Source organism: Actinomycetospora chibensis (genome assembly GCF_028737215.1).
Classification (GTDB): domain Bacteria; phylum Actinomycetota; class Actinomycetes; order Mycobacteriales; family Pseudonocardiaceae; genus Actinomycetospora; species Actinomycetospora chibensis.
In genome coordinates, this window is sequence record NZ_JAQZAM010000010.1 from 1 (window position 1) to 17,439 (window position 17,439).

The 17,439-nt window shown below is 75.6% G+C and carries 16 protein-coding genes and 1 pseudogene; 6 read left to right on the top strand and 11 right to left on the bottom strand.

Features of this window, described 5'->3' with window-relative positions; genetic code table 11:
- A pseudogene (locus PH189_RS16200) lies at positions 1 to 436 on the bottom strand (hypothetical protein); the annotation flags it as partial.
- Between the two features lie 525 nt (positions 437 to 961).
- Between PH189_RS16200 and PH189_RS16205 the strand changes: the two are divergent.
- Both PH189_RS16205 and PH189_RS16210 read left to right on the top strand, forming a co-directional pair.
- Positions 962 to 1,870 carry a hypothetical protein gene (locus tag PH189_RS16205; protein ID WP_274189849.1) on the top strand — a complete coding sequence of 303 codons (909 nt, stop codon included), beginning with the start codon at positions 962 to 964 and terminating at the stop codon, positions 1,868 to 1,870.
- Positions 1,871 to 2,737: 867 nt separating this feature from the next.
- Positions 2,738 to 3,841, top strand: coding sequence for an FAD-binding oxidoreductase (locus PH189_RS16210; protein ID WP_274190078.1), 1,104 nt, complete (start codon positions 2,738 to 2,740; stop codon positions 3,839 to 3,841).
- 115 nt (positions 3,842 to 3,956) lie between these two features.
- Here PH189_RS16210 and PH189_RS16215 read toward each other — a convergent pair whose 3' ends face one another.
- Both PH189_RS16215 and PH189_RS16220 read right to left on the bottom strand, forming a co-directional pair.
- Positions 3,957 to 4,481: an OsmC family protein gene (locus PH189_RS16215; RefSeq protein ID WP_274189850.1), complete on the bottom strand. Its 525-nt coding sequence runs from the start codon at positions 4,479 to 4,481 to the stop codon at positions 3,957 to 3,959.
- A gap of 32 nt (positions 4,482 to 4,513) precedes the next feature.
- A complete protein-coding gene (locus PH189_RS16220; protein WP_274189851.1) occupies positions 4,514 to 5,911 on the bottom strand; it encodes an MFS transporter in 1,398 nt (465 codons plus the stop codon).
- Between the two features lie 59 nt (positions 5,912 to 5,970).
- On the opposite strand from PH189_RS16220, the gene PH189_RS16225 reads away from it, so the two are divergent.
- On the top strand, positions 5,971 to 6,513 hold the full coding sequence (locus PH189_RS16225; protein ID WP_274189852.1) for a winged helix-turn-helix transcriptional regulator: 543 nt from the start codon (positions 5,971 to 5,973) through the stop codon (positions 6,511 to 6,513).
- Positions 6,514 to 6,556: 43 nt separating this feature from the next.
- Here the strand turns inward: PH189_RS16225 and PH189_RS16230 are convergent, their stop codons facing one another.
- Entirely contained in the window at positions 6,557 to 7,009 is a 453-nt protein-coding gene (locus PH189_RS16230; protein WP_274189853.1) for a carboxymuconolactone decarboxylase family protein, read from the bottom strand.
- 82 nt (positions 7,010 to 7,091) lie between these two features.
- Between PH189_RS16230 and PH189_RS16235 the strand changes: the two genes are divergently transcribed.
- A complete protein-coding gene (locus PH189_RS16235) occupies positions 7,092 to 7,970 on the top strand; it encodes a sigma-70 family RNA polymerase sigma factor (RefSeq protein ID WP_274189854.1) in 879 nt (292 codons plus the stop codon).
- A gap of 77 nt (positions 7,971 to 8,047) precedes the next feature.
- Here the strand turns inward: PH189_RS16235 and PH189_RS16240 are convergent, their stop codons facing one another.
- From PH189_RS16240 to PH189_RS16270, 7 genes are all read right to left on the bottom strand, one after another.
- Positions 8,048 to 8,725, bottom strand: a complete 678-nt coding sequence (locus PH189_RS16240; protein ID WP_274189855.1) for a MadR family response regulator transcription factor — start codon at positions 8,723 to 8,725, stop codon at positions 8,048 to 8,050.
- Positions 8,722 to 10,140, bottom strand: a complete 1,419-nt coding sequence (locus tag PH189_RS16245; RefSeq protein ID WP_337994163.1) for a MadS family sensor histidine kinase — start codon at positions 10,138 to 10,140, stop codon at positions 8,722 to 8,724. The genes PH189_RS16240 and PH189_RS16245 overlap by 4 nt, the downstream gene beginning before the upstream one ends.
- A 32-nt stretch (positions 10,141 to 10,172) precedes the next feature.
- Positions 10,173 to 11,477, bottom strand: a complete 1,305-nt coding sequence (locus PH189_RS16250; RefSeq protein WP_274189856.1) for an iron-containing alcohol dehydrogenase — start codon at positions 11,475 to 11,477, stop codon at positions 10,173 to 10,175.
- A gap of 127 nt (positions 11,478 to 11,604) precedes the next feature.
- The gene (locus PH189_RS16255; protein WP_274189857.1) at positions 11,605 to 12,309 is read right to left on the bottom strand and encodes a PIG-L deacetylase family protein; all 705 of its coding nucleotides are present in this window, start codon (positions 12,307 to 12,309) and stop codon (positions 11,605 to 11,607) included.
- Entirely contained in the window at positions 12,306 to 12,608 is a 303-nt protein-coding gene (locus PH189_RS16260) for an AzlD domain-containing protein (protein ID WP_274189858.1), read from the bottom strand. Before PH189_RS16260 ends, PH189_RS16255 begins: the two co-directional genes overlap by 4 nt.
- The gene (locus tag PH189_RS16265; RefSeq protein WP_274189859.1) at positions 12,605 to 13,345 is read right to left on the bottom strand and encodes an AzlC family ABC transporter permease; all 741 of its coding nucleotides are present in this window, start codon (positions 13,343 to 13,345) and stop codon (positions 12,605 to 12,607) included. The genes PH189_RS16260 and PH189_RS16265 overlap by 4 nt, the downstream gene beginning before the upstream one ends.
- A gap of 70 nt (positions 13,346 to 13,415) precedes the next feature.
- Positions 13,416 to 16,061 (bottom strand): ATP-binding protein, encoded by a 2,646-nt coding sequence (locus PH189_RS16270; protein WP_274189860.1) that lies wholly within the window; start codon positions 16,059 to 16,061, stop codon positions 13,416 to 13,418.
- Between the two features lie 180 nt (positions 16,062 to 16,241).
- Between PH189_RS16270 and PH189_RS16275 the strand changes: the two genes are divergently transcribed.
- Together PH189_RS16275 and PH189_RS16280 are read left to right on the top strand one after the other, a co-directional pair.
- Positions 16,242 to 17,078, top strand: coding sequence for a class I SAM-dependent methyltransferase (locus PH189_RS16275; RefSeq protein ID WP_274189861.1), 837 nt, complete (start codon positions 16,242 to 16,244; stop codon positions 17,076 to 17,078).
- A 72-nt stretch (positions 17,079 to 17,150) separates the two neighbouring features.
- Positions 17,151 to 17,420, top strand: a complete 270-nt coding sequence (locus tag PH189_RS16280; protein WP_274189862.1) for a DUF4242 domain-containing protein — start codon at positions 17,151 to 17,153, stop codon at positions 17,418 to 17,420.
- Positions 17,421 to 17,439: the final 19 nt, after the last annotated feature.

The following is a 17,439-nucleotide window of genomic DNA, read 5'->3' on the forward strand; positions in this document are numbered from 1 at the left end:
CCGTCGGGTTCTCGCTGTGGAACAGCCGGACGAACTCCTCGGCCACCTCGGGGTCGACGCCGGGCGTCGCCACGTCGGTCGCGGCCAGGTCCGTCGCGGGCAGGGCCGTCGCGGGCAGGGCCGTCGCGGGCAGGGCCGTCGCGGGCAGGGCCCCGGGCTCGACCTCGATCGTGCTCTCGGGCGAGGCGGTCGCGAGGGCGCCCCCGTCCGGCGCAGCGACGGAGCTGGGCTCGGGGGCACCCGCCGGAGACGTGGCTCCGGGGGCGGGGTCGGGCCCGTGGATCGGTCCCGGCGGCACCACGGGAGCAGGCGGTCCGGCCACCCCGACGACCGCGGGCACCCGGGGCCGGGGCTGGGGTCGACGGTCCCGGGGGTGCGGGGTGGGGACCACGGGGTCCCCGGAGCCGACGACATCGATCGCCACGCCGCGCGTCATGCCACCTCCGTGTCTCGTGCCGTCCCCGCGCGGCCGTCGTCCACTGTGCCGCCCCTGTGCTCGAAGCGGATCTCGCCGTTCGGGTCAATCACACACGAGGGCGTCCGAACCCTGATGGTCTGTTCGGCGCATCGAACGCCACGCCGCCGGCGCGGCACGCCCCGGCACGGCGGTCGGCGAGCCTGCGTTCCCAGCACCTCCGGGTGCCGCCGTCGACGGACAGGGTGGCCCCGACCACGGTGACCACGATCGGGTACGCGGCGACCTCGGCGGACACGCGGCGTCCCGATGCCGGGCACGCTCGCGTCCCGGCTCCCCGTGACGGCTCCACGCGCGCCCACTGTAGTGGGTCGTCCGGGCACCCATTGCACACACCGGGCCTGTCACCCGGACGCCCGAGAAGCGGGTCGTCAGCGGCCGGTCGATCGCATCTGGCACGCTGACCGGTCGACAACGTGTGATGGCCTCGTGCACAGCGCGTCACGTCGTCGGGGACGACGCGCGGACGGGGCCGGGAGGTGCACCGTGACGCGAGCCCCGGGGCCCGCGGGCCGCGAGCCGGACGGCGCGCGGCTCACGCACGCGCCGGCCACGGGCGCGCACCGCGGCCCGGCCGACGCACCGACCGTCGCCCTGCCGGTCGTGCGCCCTGGGGCCGCCCCCACCCGACCGCGTGTCGAGCGCGCCGCCCCGGCGGTGCCCGAGGTGCCCGCGATCGCCGACCTCGCCGCCCCCGGGCGTCCCGACGTCGACGCCGTCGTCGACGACGGCGAATCCGCCCCGCGCCGTCCCCGCCCGTCGCGGCACATGCGCGCCCGGGCCGACGAGATGGCCCGCCTGCTGGCCCGCGCGACCCCCTCGTCGCGGGCCCGGCGCGGGCTGTCGTCGCTGTCGTCACTGCCGGCGGTGGCCGCGGTGATGGGCGCCGTGGCCGTGGGCGGCGTCGGGATCGCCCTGGGCCTGGACGCCGAGCGCACCGGCGTCGCGCTGCCCGACATGCCCGACATCCCGGCGGACCAGACCCCGGTCCCGGAGACCGGCGACGGCACGGGGACGGGCACGGAGACCGTGAGCCCGACCGCCAACACCGGCGTCGTCGAGGCGCTCGAACCGGACGCCGGCGGGGCGCGGGTCGCGTCCCCGTCCTCGGTGGCCGCGGAGGCGGCACGTCCGGCCCCGGCGGGTCCGCCGAGGGCGACCACACCGACGTCCCGACCGCGGAGCACCACGTCGCCGACCCCCTCGACGCGGACCGAGGAGACGACCGCCACGTCGTCGCCCACCCCGCGCTCGACGTCGTCCCCTCGCCCCACCACCCGCTCCGACGGGCCGGACGAGTCGGACGAGTCCACGGCCGACGAGCGCGGGCTGGACGTCGAGGACGCCCCGGGCGCCGGATCCCCGTTCGACGGCGAGGACGCCACCGCGGGCTGAGGCCCGTCCGGCGACGCACGACGCGTCCGACGCGGCCGATCGTGGCGAGATCACGGGGAACGGTCGACGAACGACGACGGATGACGCGGCCGTTCGGCCCTGTCACCCGATGGGGGCGGGCCCGCATCCCGCTCACCGGGCGTGGCCCTACGCTGACCGCACGAATACACGGCAGAGCGGTCCTGCCCGGAACGCGGAGTAGCGTTCCGTGGTCGGGGACAACCGCTAGGGTGGCGCGGCGTCGGGGGTGCCCACTCATCCGGGACGAGGAGTCGACCAGACGTGACCGCAGCGAGGGACGATCGCTCCCTGGCCGGGGGACCGCTCGGCGGGCACCCGGCCACGGGTGTGGGCTCCGACCGTGACCACGGCCCCCGCCACGGCGACGCCGGGTACGGCGCCGGCCCCCGGGGCTCCGAGCCGGACGGGTACGAGACGTCCGTGCCGGCCCCCTCCCGCCCTCTCGGTGCAGGCCGCCAGGGTGGATCCGACCAGACCGACAGCTCGGTCTTCGACATTGCCGACGACCGTCGCGAAGCTCCGTACGGGTCCGCCGTACCGTCAGGCACCGGACTCGAACGCACGGGTTCGTTCCGCTCCGCGTCCGAGGGGAGCCCGATGACCTACCCGTCCGGGCCGCACGGCCCGCCCGCCGGCGTGCGGTCCCGCTACCCCGGTGCCGCGGCCCCGCCGCAGTACGGCGGTGGAGGGCAGCTGTCCGGCCCGCCGTCGGGCCCGGGCCCCATCCCCACCGCGCCCCCGCCGCCCATGCCGGCGTCGGCCGTGCCCGCCGCGCCCGCCGGGCCGCCGGAGGGCGTCGGCCTGCCCGCGCCCCGCGAGGCCGCCGCGTCGAACGACGTCCACGACATGGTCACGACCATCCGGACGAGCTTCAACGCCGTCTCGCACCGCACCGACGAGCTGACGTCGCTGTTCTACGGCTGGCTGTTCCGGATCGCACCGGAGACCCGGGAGCTCTTCCCGGTCACCATGGAGCTGCAGCGCACCCGGCTCCTGCGCGCTTTGGTGCACGTCGTGCAGATGGTCGACCGGCCCGACGAGCTCTCGATCTTCCTGCGCCAGCTCGGCCGCGACCACCGCAAGTTCGGGGTCATCGGCGAGCACTACGACAGGGTGGGCGAGGCGCTGCTCGGCGCCCTCGGCGAGATCGCGGGCCCGCTGTGGACCCGCGAGGTCGAGGAGGCCTGGACCGGCGCCTACGGCATCGTCGCGCAGTCGATGCGCGACGCCGCCGACGCCGAGCGCGGGCCCGCGGTGTGGATGGCCCGGGTCATGGAGCACCGGCGCATCAACCAGGACCTCGCCGTGGTCCGCGTGCAGACCAGCCAGCCGGTGCCCTACCTCGCGGGCCAGTACGTCAGCGTCGAGACGCCGCAGCGCCCGCGCATGTGGCGCTCGATGTCCCCGGCCAACGCCCCGGGCCCCGACTGCGTGCTCGAGTTCCACGTCCGCACCGTGCCGGGCGGGTGGGTCAGCCGCGCGATCGTGTCCCACGCCCGCGTCGGCGACGTGTGGCGCATCGGCCCGCCGATGGGCCAGATGACGCTCGACCCGCGCTCGCGCTCCGACCTGCTGATGGTCGCGGGCGGCACCGGCCTCGCGCCGGCGCGGTCGATCATCGAGCAGCTGATGTTCGAGGGCACCGACCGCAAGGTCTGCCTGTTCGTCGGCGGCCGCACGTGGTCCGACCTCTACGACATCGAGAGCCTGCGCCGTAGCGCGCAGGAGAACCCCTGGCTCACCGTCGTGCCCGTCGTCGAGGACGACGGACGTCCGCACGGGGCGGAGACGGGCACGGTCGGCGAGGTCGTGGCCCGCTACGGCGCCTGGGCCGACCGCGAGATCACCGTCAGCGGCTCGCCGCCCATGGTGCGCGCGACCACCAACGCGCTGCTCGACGCGGGCACACCGTTCCGCAACATCCACTACGACCCGTACCACACGGACTGAGCCCTTCGGGGGTGTCCGCGGGGCCGAGTGCGCCGCCACCTCGACGAACGAACGGCGCTTTCGCTGCTTCCGAAGCAGCGGAAGCGCCGTTCGTTCGTCCGTGGGCGGCCGGTGCTCAGGCGCTCGCGGCCTGGCGCGGGGTCATCTCGACCGACAGCTCCGGCGGCTTCGCCAGCGTCTGGAAGACGACGCAGTACCGCTCAGTGAGCTTGTGCAGCGTCGCGAGGGTGTCGGCGTCGGCATCGGTGTCGATGTCGAAGCGCAGGCGGACCTCGCGGAACCCGACGGGGGCGTCCTTGGCGACGCCGAGCGTGCCCCGGAAGTCGAGGTCGCCCTCGGCGTGCACGTTGCCGCCGCGGATCTCGACGCCCATCGAGGTGGACACCGCGCGCAGGGTCACCCCGGCGCACGCGACGAGGGCCTCGAGCAGCATGTCCCCGGAGCACAGCTGGGTGCCGTCGCCGCCGGTGGCGGGGTGCAGGCCGGCCTCGACGAGCGCCTGGGACGTCTGCACCCGGCACGCGATGCCCGAGCCGTCGACGTCGCCGTCGGCCTTGAGGGTCACGACGGCCGACTCGGGGTCGTTCTTGTACTGCGACTTGAGCGGGCCCTGGGTCTCGGCGAGCTTCGACTTGTCCATGGCCCCGATCCTGCCTCGGTCGTGCCCGTCCGTCACCCGGTGGTCACGGACTGGCGCACGCGGCGCGGACGGCAGGCGGCGACGGCGGCCGCCCCGACCAGCGAGAACGCGATCGCGATCGGCAGGGCGTCGTTCCAGCCCGCGACGAGCCCGGCCGCTCCTCCGCCGAGCGAGGGGCGCGTGGCCACGACGGCGACGACGGTGGTGCCGATCGCCGAGCCCACGTAGCGGGCGGTGTTGTTCGCGCCGCCGCCCATGGCTCCGCGACCGGCGGGCACGCTGGCGACGGCCTCGCGTCCGAGCGCGGCGTTGACCATCCCGCTCGCCGCCCCCGCCACCGCCAGCCCCGGGACGAGCGAGAGCGGGGAGTCGCCGGTCGCGAGCCCGAGCAGCAGCGCCTGCCCGGCCGCCACGACGAGCAGCCCGGCGGCGAGCTGGAGCCGCCCGGACCACGCGGCGGGCAGGCGCCGGGCGAGCACGGCCGTCACCACGCTCGTGCCCGACCACGCGAGCAGCAGCAGGGCGCCCACCAGCGCGGTGCTGCCGAGGCCCCGCTCGACGACGGTCGGCAGGAACGACGTCGTGGCGATGATGCCCATCCCGGTCGCGAGCGCACCGACCGTCGCCGCGACGAACGCGGGCGAGGCGAAGAGCGCCATGTCGAGCATGGGCGCCGCACGCCGGCGCTCGAGCACCACGAAGACGGCGAGCAGCGCCACCCCGACCGCGAGCAGCACGAGCACCCCCGGGCGCCCGAAGCCCGACCGTCCCTCGACGAGCCCGGCGAGCAGCGCCGCCAGCCCGGCGGCGAGGACCAGCACGCCCGGCAGGTCGATCGGCCGGGGCTCCGCGGCCCGCGACTCGGGTACCGCCCGCCGGGTGACGGCGGCGAGGACGACAGCCGCGACCGCGGTCGCCCAGTAGGGCCCGGTCCACCCCACGAGACGGTCGAGGCCCGACGCCAGGAACGGTCCCGCAGCGATGCCGGCGCCGAGGCTCGCGCCCCACACGCTGCTCGCCGTCCGCGCCTCCGGCGTGCCGGCCGGGAACGCGTGGCCCAGCAGTCCCTGGCTGCAGGCCACCAGCGCGGCGGCGCCGACGCCCTGCAGAATGCGGGCGATCACGAGGACGAGCGCGGACGGCGCGAGGGCGGCGAGGACCGACGACGCCGCCAGGACGGTCGCGCCGAGCACCAGCACGAGGCGCCGGCCGAGGTCGTCACCCAGCGCGCCGACCGACAGCAGCGCCACGCCGAGCCCGATGCTCATCGAGCTGAGGATCCAGGCCTGCGCCGCGGGGCCGGCGTCGAGCGCGCTGGCCGTCGACGGGAGCGCCGCCAGGGGCACGGTGAACGCCACCAGCGCGAGGAACGTGGCCGCCGCGGCGACGGCGAGGGTGGCGCGGGGCCGGTCGACCGGGCTCGGGGTCACGTCGGGGGACGCTAGCAGGTCGGGTTCGATGGTTGAACCGAACTGCTAGCGTGGTCACCGTGCCGCTGGGCCGCGACTACGACCGTCAGGACTGCGCCCTCGCCCGCGCCCTCGAGGTGGTCGGCGAGCGCTGGACGCTGCTCGTGCTGCGCGACTGCTTCTTCGGCGTCCGCCGCTTCGCCGACCTGCGCGCCCACCTCGACATCCCCCGCGCGGTGCTCTCCGAGCGTCTGGGCACCCTCGTCGACGCCGGGGTCCTCGAACGCCGGCCGTACGCCCCCGGGCGCGACGAGTACGTGCTCACCGATACGGGCCTCGACCTCTGGCCCGTGGTCTTCAGCCTCGCCCGGTGGGGCGACCGGCACCGTGTGGGCCCTGATGGGGGTCGGCGGCGCTTCCGCCACGCCGACTGCCCGGCCGGCGGCGCCGACCTCGCCGACGGCGGCGTCTGCCCCGCCTGCGGCATGCTGCCCGCGCCGGCGAGCCTGGAGACGCGGCCGCTGGAGCCGGACGCCGGGGCCGACGGCGAGCGCCACGTCCGCGATGACGCCGTCAGCCTCGCCCTGCGCCGCCCGCACCGTCTCCTGGCGCCGCTCCTCTGACGTGCGTGATCTTCTGAGCTGTCAGCTCAGAAGATCACGCACGTCACCACGCGCCCACCGGCCGGCGGATGGTGACGTTGGCGTGGTTGAACAGGTTCGTCAGCGCGATCTGCGCGACGAGCCCGGCCAGCGCCGTGGCGTCGAAGTGCCGGGCCGCCTCGTCCCAGATCGCGTCCGGCACCGGGTCCGGACGGTCGGCGATCCGCGTCGCCGCCTCGCCGAGGGCGAGGGCCGCGCGCTCGGCGTCGGTGAAGCCGGGCGCCTCCCGCCAGACGGCGACGAGGTCGATGCGCTCGTCGGGCTCCCCGTTCTTGCGCAGGCCCTTCGTGCCGGTGTCCACGCAGAACGCGCAGCCGTTGATCTGGCTCACGCGCAGGTGGACGAGCTCCAGCGTCGTCTCCGGCACGCCGGCGCCGCGGATCGCGCCGATCACCGTGCCGATCCCCTCGCCGAGGCCGGGCAGGGCGCGGGTGAAGGTGTCGAGTCGTCCGGTCATGACAAGCTCCTCGTTCGGTGGTCACATCCGCCGGTCCCCGGCGGTCTCCCTGGAGACGTCCCACGAGCGGAGGATGTGACCGATGGACGAGACGGTTCTCGCGGCGGACTTCGAGAGCCACCGCCCGCACCTGCGGGCTGTGACGCTGCGCCTCCTGGGCAGCCCGGCCGAGGCGGACGACGCGGTGCAGGAGACGTGGCTGCGCCTCGCGCGCACCGACGTCTCGGAGGTGGAGAACCTGCGCGCCTGGCTCACCACCGTCGCGAGCCGCGTCGCGCTGTCGATGCTGCGGACCCGCGGCACCCGGGCCGAGTCCGACCTCGACCAGGCCGGCGCGGAACCGGACACCGAGCCCGACCCCGAGACCCGCGCGCTGCAGGCGGACGCGCTGGGCGCGGCGCTGCACGTCGTGCTCGAGCGCCTCGACCCCGCCGAGCGGCTCGCGTTCGTGCTGCACGACCTGTTCGCCGTGCCGTTCTCCGAGATCGCGACGGTGGTCGAGCGCAGCCCCGCCGCGGCCCGCCAGCTCGCGAGCCGCGGCCGCCGCCGCGTCCAGGGCGGGTCGGCCGACGCCGAGGTCGACCCGGCACGGCGCCGCGAGGTGGTCGAGGCGTTCCTGGCCGCCGCCCGCGACGGCGACTTCGCCGGCCTGCTCACCATCCTCGACCCGGACGTCGAGCTGCGCGCCGACCGTGTGGCGGTCGCCGCCGCGAAGGCCAACCCGGGTGCCCCGGACGTCGAGGAGACCGTGCACGGCGCCGAGGCCGTGGCCCGCGTATTCAGCGGCCGGGCCCGCATGGCCCAGCCCGCGCTGCTCGACGGCATGCCCGGCGTGGTCTACGCCCCGGGCGGGACGGTCTACTCGGCGTTCGACATCGTCATCGTGGACGGCCGGATCGCAGCGATCGAGATGATCGCCGACCCGGCCGTGCTCGCGGAGCTGGACGTCGAGCAGCTCTAGATCGTGCGGGCTTTCCCGACCCTGTCGGCGTGCTGCGTCGGATCGTCGGCGTGGCCCCCACGCTGGCACCGGAGGTGCTAGATCAGCCCCATCTTCGAGGCGGCGTAGACGGCCTCGGCGCGGCGGGTGACGTCGAGCTTGCGCATGAGGTTGCCGACGTGGAACTTCACCGTGGTCTCGGAGATGAAGAGCTCGCGGCCGATGGTGCGGTTCGACATGCCGCGGGCGAGCAGGCGCAGGACGTCGAGCTCGCGGCCGGTGAGCGGGTCACCGTGGGGCTGCTGGCCGTTGAGCGAGCGCACGACGGCGGCGGCCGAGCGGGAGTCGAACGCCGACTCGCCGCGGGACACCGCGCGGATCGCGCTGGTCAGCTCGGTGGTGTCGACGTCCTTGACGACATAGCCGCGGGCGCCGGCGTGGACGGCCTCGACGACGAGCCGGTCGTCGAGGAACGTCGTGAGCACGAGCACGCCGACCCCGGGGTGCGCCTGGGTGAGCTGGCGGCACAGCTGCAGGCCCTCGGAGTCCGAGCTCGTCGAGAGCTTCAGGTCGAGCAGCACGATCGTCGGACGCTGGTGGGCGACGACGGCGAGCGCCTCGGGCGCGCTCGACGCCTCGCCGACGATCGCGAACTGCGGCTCGCGCTCGAGCACCGAGCGCAGGCCCTGGCGGACGATCGCATGGTCGTCGACGAGCACGATGCGCACCTCGCCCCTGCGGGCGGTGGCGCGGGCGGGGACACGGATCTCGGTCATGACGGCCTCCCGGACGTCTCGGAGGTGTCGGAGAGCGCAGCGGGCCCGGCGGGCTCGGGGGCCGGGCCGGCGGGGGCCAGTGGCACGCCGACCTCGACCCGGATTCCGCCCTGCGGTGCGCGCCGGATGCGCAGCGTGCCGCCGATCTCGCGGGCGCGCTCGGCGATGTTGACCAGGCCGCGGTGCGAGCCGTCGATGTCGCCGGCGGAGGCGATGCGCAGCGAGCGGCGCACGTGCTCGGGGTCGCCGTGGCCGTCGTCGGACACCGAGAGCACGAGGCGGTCCTTGCGGTAGGCCAGGCGTACGACGGCGACGCCCGCCTCGGCGTGCACGGCCGCGTTGAACAGCGCCTCGCCGGCGACGCGGAAGAGCGAGCGTTCGGCGGCCGACGGCAGCACGACCGGCCGTCCCTCGATGCGCACCTCGACCCGCAGGTCCGAGGGCATGTGAACGGTGGAGAGCTCCTCGAGCAGGGCGGGCAGGCTCTGCCGGCCGCGGTCGCCGTGGTGGTGCAGGGCGTAGATCGCCGAGCGGAGCTGCTCCACGGCGCGCCGGGTGAGGGCCTTGGCGGTCTCCAGGCGCTCGCGCTGGCGCTCGTCGCGGATCTCGGAGCGCACGACCTCGATCTGCATGCCGGCGGAGAGCGCGTACTGGGTGACCGAGTCGTGCAGCTCGCGGGCGATCCGGTGCCGCTCGGAGTCGAGCACCTCGCGTTGGCGCGCGACGGTCAGGGCGTCGCGGGTGTGCTGGAGCTGCTCGTTGCGTGCCGCGAGGTCGTCGGCCTGCTGGCTGGCCTCGCCGTAGAGCCGCATCGTGCGCTGGTGCAGCGCCGAGTTCTGCAGCGCGGCCGCGGTCTGGCCTGCGAGGACGCGCAGCACGGAGGCGTCGGTGGCGTCGATGGCGCGGTCGGCCCCGGTCCAGGCGACGATCTCGCCGACGACGTCGCCGTCGAGGTGGACCGGCACGTGGAGGTGGTGCGGGTCCGTCGCGGCCTCGGCGACGCCGTTGCCGGGCCCCCCGCTGTCGGCGTGGGTGTGCCCCTCGCCCGAGCGGACGGCCCGCAGGTGCACCGCCACCCACGGCGGCACGTCGGGGTCGTCGGCGTCGACCTCCTCGCCGGCGGGACCGAGCACGAGGTGGCGCGGCGCGGCCTCGGGCAGCGCGCCGTCGGCGAGCGCGAACACCACCCAGTGCGCCGTGAGGTGGTCGGCGGCGGCCTCGGCCACCGCGCGCACGAGCGTGCCGGGGCCCTCGGTGGTGCGCACGAGCGCACGGGAGATCCGGTCGAGCGCGTGGATGACCCGGCGGAGGCGCTCGGCCGAGGCCAGGTACTCGACGTAGAAGGACGGCTTCCCGGACCGGATCCCCGTGAGCTGGTCGAGGTCGTGGTGATCCGTGGACATCGGGCTGCTCACCGCCTGGCCACCCCTCGCGGGGCCGTTCGTCACTACATCGCCGCCCGGAACAAGGTCTCGATGTCCGCCTGGTCGGCCTCGCGCGGGTTGGTCGAGAGGCAGGCATCGGCCAGCGTCATCGCCGAGAGCACGCCGATGTCGGACTCGCCGACACCGATCTCGGCGAGCCCCGTGGGCACCCCGAGCTCGTCGGCCAGCCTGCGGACCTCGAGCGCCGCCCACTCCGCGGCCTCGGCGGCCCCGGCGTCGGAGTCCGGCGTGATGGTGCCGGGCAGACCCAGCGCCTGGGCGATGGGGACGAAGCGGTGCGGGTCGGGCTCGGCGTTGAACCGGATGACGTGCGGCAGGAGCACCCCGTTGATGACGCCGTGCGGCAGGTCCAGCAGGCCGCCGACCTGGTGGCTCATGGCGTGCGCCGCGCCCAGGATCGCGTTGGTGAACGCGAGCCCGGCCTCGAGGGCGGCCTGCGCCATGCAGGTGCGCGCCGCCTCCTCGCCGGGGTGGTCCATCGTGCGCTCGAGGTGCTCGCCGACCAGGGCGATCGCCTGCAGCGCGTGGTGGTCGGTGAGCGGGTTGTGCGCGCGCGAGACGTAGGCCTCGATGCCGTGGGTCAGCGCGTCGAGGCCCGTGGCGGCGTTGAGCCAGTCGGGCATCGTGGTGAGCAGCTGCGGGTCGACGATCGACATGTCGGGCACCAGCGCGCGGCCCAGGATCGTGATCTTGGTGTTGCGGGCGGTGTCGGTGACGATGCAGAACTGCGAGACGTCGGCGCCCGTGCCCGAGGTGGACGGCACCATGACCATCGGCGGGATCGGCAGCGCCATCCGGTCGACGCCCTCGTAGTCCAGGATCGTGCCGCCGTTGCCGGCGAGCAGCGCGATGCCCTTGGCCGCGTCGATCACCGAGCCCCCGCCGAGCGCGATGATGACGTCGCAGTTCTCCTGCAGGTAGTGGACGTGCCCGGCGGCGATCTCGTGATCCTTGGGATTGGGCGTCACCCCGTCCCACACCGACGTCCGCAGCCCGGCCTCCGCGAGGTGCGCGCTCAGCTGGTTCGGCCAGCCCGCGGCGCACAGCCCGGGGTCGGTGACGAGCAGCGGGCGACGTGCGCCGAGGCGCACCGCGGCGTGCGCGGCCTCGCTCAGCGAGCCGGGGCCGAAGAGGATCTCGGGGACGTGGAACTTCGCCAGGCGGGGGGTCTCCGTGCGCGGCCGCGTCGTGGCCCGGTCGGCCGGGCTCGCCGACGGGGTGACCGCCGCGCCGACCGCGGACCCGGGGGTCCGACGGCGGGCGATGACGGAATCCCCCGCGCGGGTGACGCTGTGGACGAGGACCACGCTGCCCCCTTCGCTGCCGGACGACGACTGTTGCCCACGTTACAGACGGACGCCGGGCGACGGCAGGGTGAGCAGCGGGTTCTCGTGCTGCTCCGCCCGGGCCAGCCGTCCTCCGGCAGCGTTCGTATCACGCTGCTCCCACGGCTGCGGGTGCGGTGCGCACGAAGGCCTCCTCGCCCCACCAGCGCCGGAACGTCGGGAGCCCGACACCCTCGACGAGGCGGCGCGTCTGGCTGTCCTGCGCGCGCATCGCCGCCATCTTCCGCTCGAGGTGCTCACCGTCGAGCCGTAGGTGCAGGTCGGGGGCGACCTCCGGGGCGGGGTCGTCCATGAACACCCCGAAGGCCTCGTTGATGTCGGCGAAGCGCCGGACGAAGCCGGGCGCGAGGACCGCTTCGAGGAGCTCGGCGCGCGGTGCCGCCGCCCGCCACGCGAGGCGGGCCCAGTGGCCCACCGTCCGGTGGTCGGCGTGCCCGGTGACCCCGTCGTCGGCGAAGGTCACGATCGTGTCCGGCCGGACCTCCTCGACGATCGCAGCGATGCGGTCGGCCGCGGTACGGCGCGGGACCAGGGGGCACGCTCCGTCCTCGTAGCCCAGCCACCGGTGCTCGGCGACGCCCAGGAGACTCAGGGCCTCGTCGAGCTCGCGGGACCGCAGGGCGCCGAGGCGGTCGGCGGGCCAGCGGTCCGGATCGTCGGTGCCGTGCTCGCCGCGGGTGGCGGTGACGACGACGACGCGGTCGCCCCGCTCGCGGGCCGCCAGCATCAGTCCGGAGGACAGGAAGGTCTCGTCGTCGGGGTGGGCCCAGACGCCGAGCAGGGTGCGGGTCACGACAGCACCTCCAGGACGGTCATGACCGCGACGGCGGCCAGGACGGGCAGGGCGGGGTTGCGGAAGCGCCACGCGACGAGCGCGGCGACGGCGAGCGCGAGGTGCATCGGGCCGAGCACCACCAGGGCCGTCGCGCCCCGGGAGCCGACGAGGGCGGTGACCACCAGCGCGGCGAGCGCGGCCGGCGCCAGGTGGGACAGCCCGCGGCGCATCACGGCGGGCAGCCGGTGCGCGGGCACGAGGGTGATGAGCACGACCCGCAGTCCGTAGGTCGCGGCGGCCGTCACGAGCAGGATCACGACGCCCTCCGGGACGGGTCGGTGGTGCGGGTGCGGGTGAGGGGGGTGACGGTGGCGGCGACGACGCCGGCGGCGATCCCGCACAGCAGGCCGAGGCCCGACGGCAGGGGCGAGGCGAGGGCGGCGGTGACGCCGGCGGTCCCGGCGCCCACCACGGCCGGGCGGGCGCGCAGCTGCGGCACGAGCATCGCGAGGAACATCGCGGGCGCCGCGACGTCGAGCGCCGACGACGCCGACAGCACCGGGGCGAGCAGGCCGCCGAGGGCGGTCATCGCCACCCACGCCACCGCGAGCACCCCGCCGGCGGTGAGCCAGTAGCGGCGGAAGCGCGCCGGGTCGTCGAGGTCACCGAGCGCACCGCGCCGGGTCACCATCGCGTAGGTGGGGTCGACGACGAAGTGCGCCGCCGCCCAGCGGAACCAGCGCGGCTGGCCGCGGAAGTGGGGCTCGAGCGCGGCGGCGTAGAGCAGGAAGCGCGCGTTGACCAGCGTCACCGCGGCGAGCACGGCACCGGCCCCGGCGCCGCCGCCCATCAGCGTGATGGCCGTGAGCTGGCCGCTGCCGCCGTAGAGGAGGGCGGACGAGAGGACGCCGGTGCCGGCGCCGACGCCGGAGCGCACGGCCGTGACGCCGATGAGCATCGCGAACGGGGCGAGGCCGAGGACGACCGGCGCCAGGTCGCGCACGGCGTCCATGACCCCGTCGGCCCGGCGGGTGTGACGGAGAGTGATGTCCATGCCGCCACGATGCGGCTGTCCGGGTGGCCGCCACATCGGTGGCCGTTACCCATCCCCGGGCGTCGGCTCCCTAGGTCGCGAGCTCCCGGCGCCGGCGCTCGGGCACGACGCCGAGGCGGCGGGCGACGACCGCGGCCTCGCGGCGGGTCGGCACGTCCAGCTTCGCGAGGATCGCCGAGACGTGGTGGTCGGCGGTCTTCTCGGAGATGAACAGCCGCGCGGCGATGCCGGCGTTGGTGAGGCCCTCGGCGACGAGGCGCAGCACGTCGACCTGCCGGGCGGTGAGCCCCGCAGGATTGGTGCGCGTGGTGGCGCGCGGCCGGGCGGGCACCCCGGTGACGCCGCGTCCCCGCAGGTCGCGGCGCACCTTCGCGGCCACCGCGTCGGCCCCGAGACGATCGAGCAGCTCGAGCGCCGCGAAGACGTCGGCGGGCTCGCCGGTGTCGACGAGCGCGAGCGCCTGGTCGTAGGGCGACCCGAGCTCCGCCCAGCGCTCGGCGCCCGACCTCGGGTCGCCCGCGAGCATCAGGGCGTACGGCGACCCGGGCGGGAGGGTCGGCGCCTCCACGTCGCGCCCGAGCCTGCGCAGCCACACCGCCAGCTCGCCCGCCGACCACTCGGTACCCGTCCGCGTGGCGGCCTGCGCCAGCAGCTCGGCCGCGCCGTCGAGGCGACGGTCCTCCGTCCCGGTCACCCAGCACCGTTCGGCCAGCGCCGACGCGGCCGGGAGCAGCCGCAGGGGCTCGGCGTACCGGACGGCCAGGTCCCAGCCGCGCTCGAGGGACACGTCCGCCCCGGGGCCGCCGCGACGCAGCTCGACGAGGCCCTGCACCAGTGACGGCCAGGTGTGGGTCAGGGGCGCCGCGCTCTCGGTGAGCACCGCGCCCGCGTCGAGGGCGGCCTCGTCCCAGGCGCCGCGCAGCATGTGCAGGCGCCCGCGCACGCCGCGCTGCCAGCCGTGACACAGCGGGACGTCCCACTGGACGGTCAGCGGCAGGCTGCGGTCGAGGGCCTTCTCCGCCGCGTCGAGCCGCCGGTGCTCGACGTCGGAGTTGACCACATTGCTCCAGCCCGCCGAGTGCGCCTCGCAGAACCGGTCGCCGGCCGCGTCGAGCACCGCGAGGATCCGGTCGCGTGCCGCGAGGTCGCCCGACATCATCGCGACCACCGAGTCCACCACCGAGAGCCGCACGTCCAGGCGGTAGTCGACCACCCCGGCGGCGACCGTGCGGGCCCGGTCGTGGCGCTCGCGGGCCGCCACCAGGTCGCTCTCCTGCATGGACTGGACGGCCTGGATCATGAGCGCGCTGCCCAGGAGGGCCGCGCTGCGGCTGCCGGGCTCGGCGCGGGGGGTGAGGATCTCGACGGCCCGCGCCGCGTGCTCCTCGGCGCTCGGGCGGTTGCCGTTGTACCACTCGAACACGGCCAGCGACTGGTGCCCGGCGCCGACGCCGTCGAGGTCGCCGTCCGCCTCCCAGCAGGCGATGGCCCGGCCGCACATGGCGATCGCCTCCTCGAGACGATCCGTGAGGTAGAGCTCCTGGGCGAGCAGCTCGCACAGCCCGGCCCGCGCGGCGTCGGCCTCCTGCGGGGCGTGCTCCAGGGCCGTGGTGAAGAACCGCGCGGCCTCCGTGTGCGCCCCGGACCCGGCCGCGACGCGTCCCGCCCGCGCGGCGTACCGGAACACCCGGCCAGCGTCGCCGGCGGCGAGGGCGTGGTGGGCGAGCACCGCCGGGTCGGGATCCGGCAGCGTCTCGAGGGCCTCGATCATCCGGCGGTGCAGGTCGATCTCGCCGCCCGGTGGGATCGCGCCCGCGACGGCGAGCCGGCAGATGTCGTGGCGGTAGGCGATGCCGCGGCGGTCGCGGGCGATCAGGCCGGCGGTGTCGAGCGTGCGCAGCGGGCCGATGCCGACCCCGAGCGCGGGCAGCAACGTGTCCGGCACGGCCCCGGGGGCGCAGGCGAGCAGGTCGGCCAGGTCCCGGGCGCCCGCGTCGAGCCCCGCCGTCCGGGCGAGCACCGCGTCACGGACCGAGACGGGCAGCGCGCCGTCGACCAGGGAGGAGTCCTGGCTGACGACCTCGGTGACGAAGAAGGAGTTCCCGCGCGTGAGCCGGTGGAGGTGGGCGGGGTCGATGTGGCGCTCCCCCACCAGCGTCGTCACCGCCGCCACCGACAGCGGGTCGAGCTCGACGCGCGTCGCCGACGGCGTGCGCGCGACGTCTCCGAGCAGGGCGCGCAGCGCCGGCTGGGGGTCCGGCTCGTCCGCCCGGTAGGTGGCCAGGATCAGCGAGCGGGTGCCGGCGATCCGGCGCAGCAGGAAGCGCAGCAGGTCGATGGTCGCCTCGTCGGCCCACTGCAGGTCGTCGACGACGAGCAGCACCGAGCGGGCCGTGAGCGCGTCGAGGAGCGCGCGGTGGATCTCGTGCGGCGGCGCCCCGGCGCGCAGCAGCCCGGCGGCGGGCTCGCCGAGGTCGTCGGCGACGTCGTGCAGCGGGCCGAGGGGGCGGGGCACGCCGAGTGGGTCGCAGACGCCCCACAGCACCTGGCCGTCGTCGGGGCCGACGTCCGGGCCGGCGGCGAACAGGCGGGCCAGCGAGGTCTTCCCGATCCCCGACTCGCCCGCGAGCAGGACGATCGACCCTTCGCCGCCGCGCGCCTCCTGCCACGCGCGGCCCAGGAGACGCAGCTCGTCGTCGCGCTCGAGCAGCTCCACCTGTGTCACGGTACGTGATCGAAATCACGGGGGGAACTTCCCGATCGGCCTAGGGCCCTCCCCACACAACATGGGGAGGCGCTCCCGATGTCCGGGGTGACCGGCGCGCGGAAGCCTTCTCTCCACCGGGGTCGCCACCGTCCGTGGCCCCCGCGGGAACTCCGACGAGGGAGAACGACGATGACCGAGACCATCACCGACGCCGCCGCAGACCGTGCTCTCAAGGCGAAGCACCGCACGATGTGGGGCCTGGGCGACTACCCCGACGTGGCTGCCCGCCTCATCCCGGAGCTCGGCCCCGTCCTCGTCACCGCGGCCGGGATCCGACCCGGCGAGCGGGTGCTGGACGTCGCCGCGGGGACGGGGAACGTCGCGGTGCCCGCCGCGCTCGCCGGCGCCGACGTCGTGGCCTCCGACCTCACCCCGGAGCTCTTCACCGCCGGGCGCGCGTTCGCGGAGCGCCAGGGCGTGGCCGTGCGCTGGGAGGAGGCCGACGCCGAGGCGCTGCCCTACGCCGACGACTCCTTCGACGCCGTGCTGTCCTGCGTCGGTGTGATGTTCGCGCCCCACCACCAGCAGGCCGCCGACGAGCTCGTCCGCGTGACCCGCCCCGGCGGGCGCATCGGCCTGATCAGCTGGACCCCCGAGGGCTTCGTCGGGGACCTGTTCCGGACCATGAAGCCCTACGTGCCGCCGCCCCCGCCCGGCGCCCAGCCCCCGCCGCTGTGGGGCGACGAGACGCACGTCCGCGCACTGCTCGGCGACCGCGTCACCGACGTCGAGGTGCGCAAGCAGACCGTCACCGTCACGGCGTTCGATTCGCCGGACACGTTCCGGTCCTACTGGCGGGAGACCTACGGGCCGACGATCGTCGCCTACCGCAACAACGCCGACGACCCCGAGCGCACCGCGGCCCTCGACACCGACATCGCGGCCGTGGCCGAGCGTCACGACCGCGGCAGCGGCACGACCGTCATGGACTGGGAGTACCTGCTGCTGACCGCCCGCGTCGTCTGACGCGGAGCGAGAACGACGCGCCACACCCGTCGTGACCGGCGACGGACCCGGTCCTCATCCCAGGAGAGCGACATGCCGAAGTACATCATCGAGCGCACCGTCCCCGGCGCGGGCCGGCTCGGCCCGCAGGAGCTCCAGGAGATCGCCCGGACCTCCAACGCCGTCGTCGACGGCCTCGACTCGCCCTACACGTGGCACCAGAGCTTCGCGGCGGGCGACAAGATCTACTGCGTGCACACGGCGGTGTCCGCCGACGTCGTGCGCGAGCACGCCCGGTGCGGCGGCTTCCCGGCCGACAGCGTCACCGAGATCGGGTCCGAGTTCGGGCCCTGGAGCGCCTGATCCGGGGGTGGGGTCTGCG

Bases quoted from the DNA above. Each gene is read 5' to 3' on its own strand.
- PH189_RS16265 (WP_274189859.1), bottom strand. From the start codon at position 13,345: ATGGACATCACTCTCCGTCACACCCGCCGGGCCGACGGGGTCATGGAC.
- PH189_RS16215 (WP_274189850.1), bottom strand. From the start codon at position 4,481: ATGGACAAGTCGAAGCTCGCCGAGACCCAGGGCCCGCTCAAGTCGCAG.
- PH189_RS16230 (WP_274189853.1), bottom strand. From the start codon at position 7,009: ATGACCGGACGACTCGACACCTTCACCCGCGCCCTGCCCGGCCTCGGC.
- PH189_RS16235 (WP_274189854.1), top strand. From the start codon at position 7,092: ATGGACGAGACGGTTCTCGCGGCGGACTTCGAGAGCCACCGCCCGCAC.
- PH189_RS16280 (WP_274189862.1), top strand. From the start codon at position 17,151: ATGCCGAAGTACATCATCGAGCGCACCGTCCCCGGCGCGGGCCGGCTC.
- PH189_RS16240 (WP_274189855.1), bottom strand. From the start codon at position 8,725: ATGACCGAGATCCGTGTCCCCGCCCGCGCCACCGCCCGCAGGGGCGAG.
- PH189_RS16275 (WP_274189861.1), top strand. From the start codon at position 16,242: ATGACCGAGACCATCACCGACGCCGCCGCAGACCGTGCTCTCAAGGCG.
- PH189_RS16210 (WP_274190078.1), top strand. From the start codon at position 2,738: ATGGTCACGACCATCCGGACGAGCTTCAACGCCGTCTCGCACCGCACC.